12 protein-coding genes are annotated in these 10,635 nt (G+C 71.4%); 3 read left to right on the forward strand and 9 right to left on the reverse strand.

The features are described 5' to 3' along the window. Positions 1–217: 217 nt before the first annotated feature. Positions 218–772 carry a TetR/AcrR family transcriptional regulator gene (locus tag ABZ914_RS37935; protein ID WP_500199256.1) on the reverse strand — a complete coding sequence of 185 codons (555 nt, stop codon included), beginning with the start codon at positions 770–772 and terminating at the stop codon, positions 218–220. A 71-nt stretch (positions 773–843) separates the two neighbouring features. Between ABZ914_RS37935 and ABZ914_RS37940 the strand changes: the two genes are divergently transcribed. Then, complete coding sequence (locus ABZ914_RS37940; RefSeq protein ID WP_500199258.1) at positions 844–1,524, forward strand: SDR family oxidoreductase; 681 nt, start codon at positions 844–846, stop codon at positions 1,522–1,524. 100 nt (positions 1,525–1,624) lie between these two features. Here the strand turns inward: ABZ914_RS37940 and ABZ914_RS37945 are convergent, their stop codons facing one another. The 3 genes from ABZ914_RS37945 to ABZ914_RS37955 all read right to left on the reverse strand — a co-directional run bounded on the left by ABZ914_RS37945 (position 1,625) and on the right by ABZ914_RS37955 (position 5,245). Continuing rightward, positions 1,625–3,124 carry an aldehyde dehydrogenase family protein gene (locus tag ABZ914_RS37945; protein ID WP_500199259.1) on the reverse strand — a complete coding sequence of 500 codons (1,500 nt, stop codon included), beginning with the start codon at positions 3,122–3,124 and terminating at the stop codon, positions 1,625–1,627. Between the two features lie 106 nt (positions 3,125–3,230). Continuing rightward, positions 3,231–4,595 (reverse strand): carotenoid oxygenase family protein, encoded by a 1,365-nt coding sequence (locus tag ABZ914_RS37950; RefSeq protein WP_500199261.1) that lies wholly within the window; start codon positions 4,593–4,595, stop codon positions 3,231–3,233. A 62-nt stretch (positions 4,596–4,657) separates the two neighbouring features. Next, positions 4,658–5,245 carry a hypothetical protein gene (locus tag ABZ914_RS37955; RefSeq protein ID WP_500199262.1) on the reverse strand — a complete coding sequence of 196 codons (588 nt, stop codon included), beginning with the start codon at positions 5,243–5,245 and terminating at the stop codon, positions 4,658–4,660. A 100-nt stretch (positions 5,246–5,345) separates the two neighbouring features. On the opposite strand from ABZ914_RS37955, the gene ABZ914_RS37960 reads away from it, so the two are divergent. Next, a complete protein-coding gene (locus tag ABZ914_RS37960; RefSeq protein ID WP_500199264.1) occupies positions 5,346–5,939 on the forward strand; it encodes a PadR family transcriptional regulator in 594 nt (197 codons plus the stop codon). Positions 5,940–6,035: 96 nt separating this feature from the next. Here the strand turns inward: ABZ914_RS37960 and ABZ914_RS37965 are convergent, their stop codons facing one another. Then, complete coding sequence (locus ABZ914_RS37965; protein ID WP_500199266.1) at positions 6,036–6,845, reverse strand: NAD(P)H-binding protein; 810 nt, start codon at positions 6,843–6,845, stop codon at positions 6,036–6,038. A 110-nt stretch (positions 6,846–6,955) separates the two neighbouring features. Here ABZ914_RS37965 and ABZ914_RS37970 point away from each other — a divergent pair, with 110 nt between their 5' ends. Then, positions 6,956–7,651 (forward strand): TetR/AcrR family transcriptional regulator, encoded by a 696-nt coding sequence (locus ABZ914_RS37970; protein ID WP_500199267.1) that lies wholly within the window; start codon positions 6,956–6,958, stop codon positions 7,649–7,651. Between the two features lie 2 nt (positions 7,652–7,653). Here ABZ914_RS37970 and ABZ914_RS37975 read toward each other — a convergent pair whose 3' ends face one another. The 4 genes from ABZ914_RS37975 to ABZ914_RS37990 form a co-directional block, all read right to left on the reverse strand. After that, positions 7,654–8,403 (reverse strand): site-2 protease family protein, encoded by a 750-nt coding sequence (locus ABZ914_RS37975; RefSeq protein ID WP_347256911.1) that lies wholly within the window; start codon positions 8,401–8,403, stop codon positions 7,654–7,656. A gap of 116 nt (positions 8,404–8,519) precedes the next feature. Then, entirely contained in the window at positions 8,520–9,104 is a 585-nt protein-coding gene (locus ABZ914_RS37980; protein ID WP_151546027.1) for a TetR/AcrR family transcriptional regulator, read from the reverse strand. A 45-nt stretch (positions 9,105–9,149) separates the two neighbouring features. Beyond that, the gene (locus tag ABZ914_RS37985) at positions 9,150–9,554 is read right to left on the reverse strand and encodes a DUF3224 domain-containing protein (RefSeq protein WP_151546028.1); all 405 of its coding nucleotides are present in this window, start codon (positions 9,552–9,554) and stop codon (positions 9,150–9,152) included. A gap of 277 nt (positions 9,555–9,831) precedes the next feature. Continuing rightward, entirely contained in the window at positions 9,832–10,320 is a 489-nt protein-coding gene (locus tag ABZ914_RS37990; protein ID WP_500199270.1) for an NUDIX hydrolase, read from the reverse strand. Positions 10,321–10,635: the final 315 nt, after the last annotated feature.

A 10,635-nucleotide genomic window follows, 5' to 3' on the forward strand; every position in this document is an offset into this window, starting at 1 on the left:
CCGGCTGATGTCCGTGCTGTACATGTCCTGCTCCTTGTTCCTGCCGGGCCCTCTTGGCCCGACATGTACAAGGTTCGCCCTAAGGCCCCGGGGCCTACATCGGGACGACGCCCTATTCGCGCGCCTTAGGTCGCCTTAGTTCCGGGCGGCTGAGGCTCAGGCGCCTTAGAGGGGGGGTGCAGGCGGTGCCGGACGCCTTAGGCGGACGGGTCTGACCTCAGGAAACGGCGCGGACGAGGAGGTCGGTGAGGGCCTGCCCGGCGGACTCGTCCAGGGGCGCGTGGTCGAGCATGAGCCTGTACCACAGCACGCCGTAGACGACGTCCATCAGCAGTTCGGGGTCGGTGCCGGCGGCGATCTCGCCGCGCTCGGCGGCGCGGTCGAGGATGCCGCGGAGCGCGGCGCGGCGGGCGAACAGGAACCGGTCGCGGAACGCGCGGGCGAACGCCGGGTCGAGGAGCGCCTCGGCCATCAGGCCGATGAGGACGGGGCGCTGGCCGCGCTCCCGGAAGGTCGCGGCGAGGAACTCGGTGAGGTCGCCGGGGAGGGAGCCGGTGTCCGGGACGGTGATGCGCTCGTCGGCGAGCTCGACCAGGCCGTCCAGGACGACGTCGGCCTTGGACGGCCACCAGCGGTAGATCGTCTGCTTGCCGACGCCGGCGGCGGCGGCGATGCCCTGCATGGTGAGGGCGGCGTAGCCGTGCTCCTGGAGCCCCTCCATCGCGGCGTCGAGGATCGCGCGCCGTGCCGTCTCGCTGCGTGGCCGTCCCATGCGGGCCAGTTTACAAGACGCGGCGTCTCGATTTAATATCGAGACGTCACGTCTTGAAATGGAGGCGCGGAATGCGCGTTGTGATCATGGGTGGGACGTCCGGCATCGGGCTGGCGGCCGCGGAACTGCTGGCGGCGCGGGACGCCGAGGTGATCGTCACCGGCCGGGACCCGGCGAAGTTCGCCGCGGTGAAGTCCGCGACCGCGGAACGGGTCGACGGCACCGACGAGGAGGCGGTCGCCGCGTTCTTCGAGCGGACCGGCGAGATCGACCACCTGGTGCTCGCCTTCAGCCCCGGCGCCGTCGGCATGGGCCCGATCGGGCAGGCGCGGCTGGCCGACGTCCGCGCCGCGTTCGACGGGAAGCTGTTCCCGTATCTGTCGGCGATCCAGCACGCGAAGGTGGCCGGGTCGATCACCTTCGTGTCGGCGGCGTCCGCCCGCGCGGCCCTGCCGGGGACGGCGGCGCTCGCCGCGGTGAACGGCGCGATCGAGCGGATCGTGTCGCCGCTGGCCGCCGAGCTGTCGCCGGTCCGGGTGAACGCGGTCGCGCCCGGCGTCGTGGACACCCCGTGGTGGTCGTTCCTGCCGGACGAGCACCGGGAGGCGCAGTTCGCCGAGGCCGCGGGCGGCCTCGCGGTCAAGCGGGTCGGCACCGCCGAGGACGTCGCCGAGGCGATCGCGTACCTCGTCGGCGCGACCTACGTGACCGGCACGATCCTGCCCGTGGACGGCGGCTTCACCGTCGCCTGAGCCGCCGCGCCGGCGCGGCGCCCGCACATGGCGGGCGCCGCTTGGGACCCTGTGTCGCGGGGGCCGCTCGGGAGCCCCGCGTTGCGGGCGCCGCCGTGCCTCAGCGCTTGTAGCGGCGGCCGTGGATCATGTTGATCAGACCGAGGACGCGCGCCATCTCCTTCTCCGTGCGGCCGAACGACGTCAGGTTCATGGTGGCGAACCGCTGCCGGGTGATGGCCTTCGGGCGGGCGAACTCGCGCAGCCCGTCCGCGCCGTGGATGCGGCCGAAGCCGGACTCGCCGACGCCGCCGAACGGCAGCGCCGCGACCTGCGCGAACGCGGCGAACGCGTTGATGGACGTCATGCCCGAGCGCATCCGGCGGGCGGCGTCCATCGCCCGGGACCTGCTGCCGGAGAAGATCGTCCCGGCGAGGCCGTAGCTGGTCCGGTTGGCCTTCTCGACCGCCTCGTCCAGGTCCTTGACCCGGTGGACGGTGATGGTCGGGCCGAACGTCTCCTCGCAGACGGCGGACGAGTCGTCCGGCACGTCGGTGAGCACGACCGGCTCGACGTAGGGCTTGCGGACCGACTCGGCGCCGCCGACGACGGCCCTGCCGCCCTTCTCGAGGGCGTCCTTGATGTGGCGCTCGATGACGTCGAGCTGACCCGGCATGGTGATCGGGCCGTAGGCGGCCTCGCGGTCGAAGCCGGGCCGCAGCTCCTTCGCCTTCTCGGTGATCTTGCCGAGGAAGCGGTCGTAGACGTCGTCCAGCACGTAGATCCGCTCGACCCCGATGCAGGTCTGGCCGGCGTTGGACATCGCGCCCCACAGCGCGGCGTCGGCCGCGGCGTCCAGGTCGGCGTCGGAGTCGACGATGCAGGCGTCCTTGCCGCCGCACTCGGCGACGATCGGGGTGAGGTTCTCGGCGCAGGCGGCCATCACCCGCTTCGCCGTGCGGCCGGAGCCGGTGAAGGCGATCTTGTCGACGTCCGGGGACGAGGCGAGCGCGGCGCCGGTCGGGCCGAGGCCGGTGACGACCTGCAGCACCGGGTGCTCGGGGACGACGCCCTCGACCAGCTCGGCCAGCAGCAGCCCGACGCCGGGGGTGAACTCCGACGGCTTGAAGACGACCGCGTTGCCGGCGGCGAGCGCGTAGGCGATCGAGCCCATCGGGGTGAAGATCGGGTAGTTCCACGGGCCGATCACGCCGACCACGCCGAGCGGCTGGTACTCCAGCTCGCAGCGCTGGTTGATGGCCATGAGGCCGGGGTAGACGGTGCGCGGGCCGAGGACCTTCCGCGCGTTGCGGGCCGCCCAGTCCAGGTGGGAGATCGCCATGATCGTCTCCAGCTGGGCGTCCTGCACCGGCTTGCCGGTCTCCTGGTGGATGACCTCGGCCATCCGGTTGAGGTTGCGGGTGAGCGCCCCCTTGACGTTCAGCAGCCGGAGGCGGCGCTCCTTCCAGCCGAGGGCGCGCCACCAGCCGGCCGCCTCGCGGGCCCGCTCGAGCGCCTGCGCGACGGCGGCGGCGTCGTGCACGGGGTGCTCGCCGACGACCTCGCCGGTGGCCGGGTTCAGGGACGCGAACGTCTCGGTGCTCTCCGTGGCCACGGACATGCGGAACCTCCCGGGAGGAGCCTGGTAAGTGGTTACTTGCACTTGTGTACTCGCTAGTAAATCACTCTAGGCGCCCGGGTGTCCCCGCCCGGCGGTCCGTCCCCGCTCAGGCGTCCGGGATCCAGCTGCCGTGGAAGCCCGCCGGAACCCGGCGGGGGAGCCGCACGCTCGCCGTCCGCGACAGGTCGGCCGCGTCCAGGACGACGAGTTCGGCGCTGGACGGCCCGGAGACGATCGACATCAGCCAGCCCTCGTCCTCCCCGCGCGCCCCCTCGGCGGGGACGAAGACCGCCTCGCCCACCGACGCGTCCTCCCCGAACGCCCGCACGGACGAGGAACCGTCCCGCAGGTCGTATTTCACGACGGCATCACCCGCGACCGTGTAGAGGAAGCGGTGGCGGCGGCCGGTCCGGGCGTCGTCGTGGGTCGGGAACTCCACGTTCCGGTCGTCGAGCTGCTCCTCGACGGCGCGTCCCGTGGCGGGGTCCAGGGTCCAGCGGTACAGGTGCGCGCTCCCGGAGCGCGCCGCGTGCTGCGCCGGGTCCCGCGCCGGGTCCCGCGTCGGATCAACCGAGCCGCCGATCTCCTTCCAGATCGCGGCGAAGTCCTCGGGCCGGTACCGGACGCCGTCCAGCACGATCCGTCCGGCGGCGTCCTCGTGGGCGTTGCCGACGTGGAAGACGTAGCAGGGGTCGATGCCGAACCAGCGCACGTCGCCGGGCGCGTCCCGCCGCATGACGCCGAGCCGGGCGCCGTAGGCGTCGTCCCAGCGGAACGGCATGCCCCGGCCGCCCAGCGCCAGTTCCAGGTCGAACACGACGGGCAGGTCCAGCCAGACCACGTGGTGCTCGGTGATCGCGAAGTCGTGCATCATCGTCGGTCCCGGGACCTCGATCTCGTGGCTCTCCACGACCCGCGATCCGTCGGCCGACAGCCGGTGGTACGTCAGGTACGGCGGGAGCACGCCGTAGCCGAAGAACAGCAGCTCGCCGGTCACCGGATCCTGCTTGGGATGCGCCGTCATCGCGGTGGTGAGCGTCCCGCCGAAGTCGCACGGCCCGACCGTCCCGGCGTCCGGCGTCATCTCGTACGGGAAGCCGATCTCGACCAGCGCGAGGATCCTGCCGCCGTGCGGCACGACGTGGGTGTTGGCGGGGACGGCCGTGAAGTCGAGCGTCCCGTCGTCCGCGGCGAACCGGGCGTCCTCGTCGAGGAACGTCCTGGTCCGCACCCACCGGTTCCGGTACCACTCGGCGCGCCCGTCGCGGAGCCGCACGCCGTGGATCATCCCGGGCCCGGTGAACCAGTGGCCGCTCGGCCTGCCCGGCAGCGGGTTCGGGCCGTTGCGGAAGTACCGTCCGGTCAGCTCGGGAGGGAGCGTTCCGGTGACCTCCAGGCCGGTGGCGTCGATCTCGTCCGGGACCGGGGCGAGGGCGCCCTCCAGCCAGCCGGCGTTCCGCGTCGTCTCCATGTCCTGTCCTCCGCTGAGCCGTTCGAGGGGCCTTTACCTGGGCGTTCCCGGTGCGGGCGCGCTCAGCGGACGGGTTCGCGGTCGATGCCGTGGCGGGCGAAGTACCGCTTCTGCGCGATCTCGGGGTAGCGGGCGGTGAAGACGATCGGGACGGTGAATCCGGCGATCTTCACGGCGACGAGCAGCGCGGTGTCGTCCGGCGCGGCGTGCTGCACGTAGGCCAGGACGAGCGCCATGACCGTGAAGCTGACGGCCCAGACGATCGCGATGACCGCGGTGATGCGCTTGAACAGGTCCGTCGCGGCGATCTCGGCGCTGACGTCGCGGCGGCCGACGCCCTCGGTGAACGGCCGTCCGGCGAGGAGCGTGCCCCAGGCGGTGAGCGCGAGCCAGCCGATCGCCAGGGACGCGCCGTAGTCCAGCAGGGACGAGTCCGGGGCGGCGAAGGAGAGCGCGGTCAGCAGCGCCATGAAGACGATGGTCGACAGTTCGAGGATCAGCGAGTCGAGGCGGTGCCCCCTGCGCAGGTCCTGGGCGAGGAGGACGAGGGCCGCCGCGAGGCCGGCCGCCGCGCCGGCCTGGTCGCTCCAGCCGCTCACCACGGCGAGCAGGATCCAGGGGAGGAAGGTCCGGAGGTAGTAGAGCAGCATGGCGCGAGCCTCTCGTCGGGAGCGACGTTCCAACTTCGACATGTCAGAAACTAGACGTGTCATAATCGACATGTCAACAGCGACGTGTCACAATCGAGGAATGAGCCTGCGACACGCGCTGCTGGGGCTGCTCGCCGAGATGGACGGCGCCAGCGGATACGACCTGCTGAAGGTGTTCGAGATCTCGCTCGGGACGGTCTGGCAGGCGACCCAGAGCCAGCTCTACGGCGAGCTCGGCAAGCTCACCGACGGCGGCCTGATCGAGGTGTCCGCCGAGGGGCCGCGCGGCCGCAAGGAGTACGCGATCACCGACGCGGGCCGGGACGAGCTGCACCACTGGATGGTGGACACCGACCCGAGGCCGAACCGCCGCGACGAGGTGATGCTGCGGGTCTTCTTCCTCGACCAGATCGCGCCCGAGGAGGCCGTCGCCTACATGGACCGGATGATCGACGCCCTCTCCGGCCGGCTCGACGACCTCGCCCGGCTCGAGGAGATCGTCCCGTGGGAGGAGGAGGGCGGCCTCACCGGCAACGGCCGGCTGACCATGGAGTACGGCAAGCGCTTCATGGCCATGCGCCGCGACTGGTTCGTCTGGGCGCGCGAGCAGTACAAGGAGCGCCGCCCTGCCGCGGTGCCGGACCCCGCGGTGCCGTCCGATAGAGCCGGGGGATCGGGGCCGGCGGGGGGCTGACAAGCGTACGGCCGGGCAAGGCGGGGGCCTGCCCGGCCGTTATCCGTCCCGCCCTCAGCTCGCGGGCGGAGGGCGGGACTCAGTGCGGTGCGGCCGTCAGAAGTGGTCCGCGGCCCATTCGGCGAACGTCCGGGCGGGACGTCCGGTGATGCGCTCGACCTCCGGCGAGATCTCCGGCTCCCGGTGCACCGCCTCGGCGCGCACCCGCAGCAGCGCGTCCACGATCCCTTCGCGCATGTAGGGGCGGCTCAGCATCTCCTCCCGCGCCTGCTCGGGGGAGATCTCCTCGAACCGGGCCGGGACGCCGGCGGCGGCGCCGATGATCTCGACCATCTCCGGATGCGTGAGCGCCTCGGGCCCGCTGAGCACCGGCTTCGCGCCGACGAGGCCGTCCGACAGCAGGGCCCGCGCGGCGACGGCGGCGATGTCGCGCTCGTGGATCGGCGTGCTGCGGGCCCGCGCGTACGGCTCGCGCACCGGCTCGCCGGCACGGATCGCGTCCGCCCAGGCGAGCGCGTTGGTCGCGAACTCGCCGGGGCGCACGAACGTCCACTCCAGGCCGGTCGCCTCGATCGCGCGCTCGAACTCCAGGTGGTGGGCGCCGATCACGTTGCGCGGGTCGTCGTCGAGCGCGGCCGCCGACGACAGCATGACGACGCGCCGGACGCCGTGGTCGCGGGCGCGCTCCAGCACGTCGCCCAGGCCGTTCCAGAACACGGCGGGGTTGAGGAACATCGACGTGACGCCGTCCAGCGGCATCTCGTCGGTGCGGGCGACCTCCACCTCGCCGGGCAGGCGCGCGGTGGCGGGGTCGCGGGTCAGCGCGCGGACCTTCACGTCCGCGCAGAGCAGCTCGCCGACCACGTGGCGGCCGACGTTGCCGGTGGCTCCGGTGACAAGGATCATCGTTCGTTCTCTTTCCCTCGGGGGTGTCCCCGCCCATCTTCAACCAAATGGATGAACTCGTCAACCAGCCGGATGTATGACGCCGTCAGCCGGGCGGTACGATGAACGGCGTGACGGAGGAGACGAGGCGGCCGCGGCGCGCGCCCGGCCCGGGCGAGCGCAAGCTGGACGCCGAGCGGTCCCGGCGGCTGCTCCTCGACGCGGCCCTGGACGAGTTCGCCGCCAAGGGCTACGCGGGCGCCCGCGTGCAGGACATCGCCGACCGCGCCGGCGTGAACAAGCAGCTGATCAACTACTACTTCGGCGGCAAGGAGGGGCTGTACCGGGAGATCTCCGTCCACTGGCGCGAGACCGAGGCCCGGTTCAACGACCCGGACATCGGCCTGGACGAGGTGCTGATCCGCTACCTGCGGCACGCCCTCGACGACCCGCGCGGCACCCGGCTGAACGCCCTGCGCGGCCTCACCGGCACCTTCGACGGCGAACCGCCGATCGAGCGCGAGGACCTGTCGGAACTGGTACGGCGCCAGGCAGAGGGCGAACTCGCCGACGACCTGGACCCGGCCGCGGTCATGCTCGTGATGATGGCCGTCGTCGCCGCGCCCGTCGTGCTGCCGCTCGCCGTCCACCGCGTCTTCGGCCTCAGCCCCGACTCACCCGAGTTCCAGGAGCACTACGCCGAACAGCTCCGGCGGATCGTCCGGCACCTCGCGGGCCGTCCCCGCACGGAGGCCGGCGAGGGAACCGCCGCGGGCGGCGCAGAGGGCGCGGACGTTGCGGGCGGCGCCGGCGGCGCGGGGGACTAGCCTCAGCTCTGCCAGAACAGGAACAGCGAGTGGCCCATCTCGATCGAGATGGCGCCGATCCCCAGCGCGTCCGTGATGTGGTAGATCAGGTGGAAGAAGCCCCGGTTGATCGGCCCGATCCACAGCAGCGCGATCAGCACCAGGAAGGCGTAGCCGCCGTACCCGCTGATCTGGTCCACCAGGCGGCGCGGCAGGTACGGCTCGACGATCCCGAAGCCGTCCAGCCCCGGGATCGGCAGCAGGTTCAGCAGCGCCGCCGTGACCTGCAGGAACGCCAGGAACGCCAGCCCCAGCCAGAACACCGCGTGGCCCTGCGCCGCGAAGTTCTTGTAGATCACCGCGAGCATGATCGCGAAGATGGCGTTGGACAGCGGGCCCGCCGCCGACACCAGGCTGTGCCGCAGCCGGCCGGGGATGCGGTGCCGCTCGATCCACACCGCCCCGCCGGGCAGGCCGATCCCGCCGAGCAGGATGAACACCACCGGGATCAGGAAGCTCAGCAGCATGTCGGAGTACTTCAGCGGGTTCAGCGTCAGGTAGCCCTTCGCCGCCACGCTCCGGTCGCCGGACCGGTAGGCGATGTAGGCGTGCCCGAACTCGTGCACGCACAGCGACAGCACCCACGCCGCGATCACGAAACCGAACAGCGAGACCCGCGCCCCCTTGGCCGGGTTGTCCCCGTACCGCCAGGTGAGCAGGCCGCAGATGACGGTCGCCGCCACGATCACGAGGAACACCGGGCTCGGCTGCACCGCCGAACGCCTCCGCCTCGTGAAATCCGCAACCATCGCCCCGACCCCTTCCGGTCCGCGCCGTCGATTCCTTGCAAGCTACCGTCTCGTAGGTGCGGACACGCCCCCGCGCCCGATCAGAGCCCCGCGATCCCCGGCACCACGTACGTGCGCAGGAAGCGGCGCAGGTCGTCCGGCTCCCGCTCCCGGTCCATCACGATCAGCGACGTGATGATCCGGAACAGGAACTCCACCGTCCCCTCGACCTCGATGTCGGGACGCAGCGTCCGCTGCCGCTGCGCCTGCTCGAAATAAGGCCGCACATAGTCGCAGCACAACGCCAGGACGTGCTCCGCCGCGCCCGCCACCGCCGCCTGCATATGCCCCGCCGCCTCCGGCACCAGGAAATGCGCGATCGTCGGTTCGTTGCGGACGTACTCGACGGCGTCCATCGTCCCCTCGACGATCGCCTCCGGCACCGACCGCTCGCGGCGCAACCGCACCGCCAGCCGGTCCAGGAAGCGGTGCAGGTCCCGCACGACCACCGCGAGGATCAACTCGTCCCGCCCGCCGCTGACCGCCCGGTACACCGTCGCCCGCGACAGCTTCGCCGCGGCGGCGATGTCCTCCACGGTGGTCTTCGCCACGCCGAACCGGGAGAAGCACGCCTCGGCGGCGTCGATGATCCGCTCGCGCGTCGCGTCGGTACTGACCGGGGGCATGGCCGAAACATTACCGGCAGGCGCGGCGCCGCTACGTCCCGCGCGTCAGTCCAGCGTGTACTCCAGCGACCAGGTGTGCCCGCCGTCGGTGACGGTGATCTGCCCGACCCCGCGGATGCCCGCCAGCTCCCCGGTCCCGGACGTCGGCACGATCAGCCAGCGCAGCCACTGGGTGCCGGGCGTGCCGTCCTCGGTGCCCGCGCTGTGCTGCAGCACGAACGTGCCCTCCCGGCCGTGCAGGATCCCCTGCACGTGCTCGATCCCCACGTACGCCACCGGCCCGGCCGCCGACTCCACCGTGATCAGCTCGGTGGTGCTGGTGCCGACCAGGTCCCCGTGGAACGTCTTGCGGACGTGGACCCGCGTCAGCTTGTTGCCGCCCTGCTCGTCATAGGGCTTCTCGGCTTCCCACGCGTCGATGTCGAAAGCGCCGCTCGCTTGGAAGGTCATGCCCGCCATGATGCCCGCCACCACCGACAGCGTGCGAGACCCGCTGACCGGTGACCTGCCGAAGCCCCTAGGGAGAGCGGGGGCGGCCGGCCACCGTCCGGAGTGGATGCACCTGTTTCAGAGATCGATCTGCACCTGTTTTAGCGGCCGAGCTGCGCCGGTTTCAGAGGCCGAGCTGCACCTGTTTCAGAGGCCGAGCTGCACCTGTTTCAGAGGCCGAGCTGCGCCGGTCCTAGAGGCCGAGCTGTACCGGTCTTGAGGCCGAGTTCTACCGGTTTTAGAGGCCGAGTTGCACCGGTGCGTCCGGGAGCCCGCCGGTGATGAGCGCGCCCAGCGGTGCGGCAAGGTCGCGCGCGGAGAACACCTCGGGACCGCGGTGACGGGCGATGTCCTCAAGCCGCCACCAGCGGAAACCGGCGATGTGCTCGCCGGCCAGTTCGTCGTCCGACATGGAGCCCCGGGGCTGGAACGACGCGGTGCGGACGACGAAGTAGTCATTGATCACGCCGTCGTGACCGGCGGCATAGCCGGGACCGATGACCTCCTGATGCCACACATGCGGTGGGTTGGCACCGACCGCCAAGCCCACTTCTTCACGCAGTTCGCGACGCAGCGCGGCAAGCGGCGTCTCGCCGTCCTGGACACCCCCACCGGGGGCTGCCCAGACGACCACCTCACCTGCTTCTTCGGGAAAGACGAAACGGCAGAGCAGGACGCGGTCTTCTTCATCAAGAACGATCGCGCGAACCGAGCAACGCAGCTTCACCGATCATCCTGGGGCTGGGGCTGGGGCTGGGGCTGGGGCTGGGGCTGGGGCTGGGGCTGGGGCCGGGGCCGGGCGCTCTATGAGGGTCTGTGTCTTCCGACCTCGGGTTATGTAACCAGAACAGAGGGCGTGCTCGTCGTTGGCCCATGGGCGTTCAAGCCGTTCTCAAGGGGTGTTCGGGCGGTGGCGCGAGACGGGTTCTCGAATGGGGAGATCGGCGAGAGGGGTGTTCGGGTGGTGGGGTGGCGCTTGCGTACGGGGCCGCCCCTCCAAAGTCAAGGGCGCCTTCGGCGTCGCTTCGCGATGGACTTCGTC

The sequence above is a fragment of the Spirillospora sp. NPDC046719 genome, from assembly GCF_040645715.1.
Classification (GTDB): Bacteria; Actinomycetota; Actinomycetes; order Streptosporangiales; family Streptosporangiaceae; genus Spirillospora.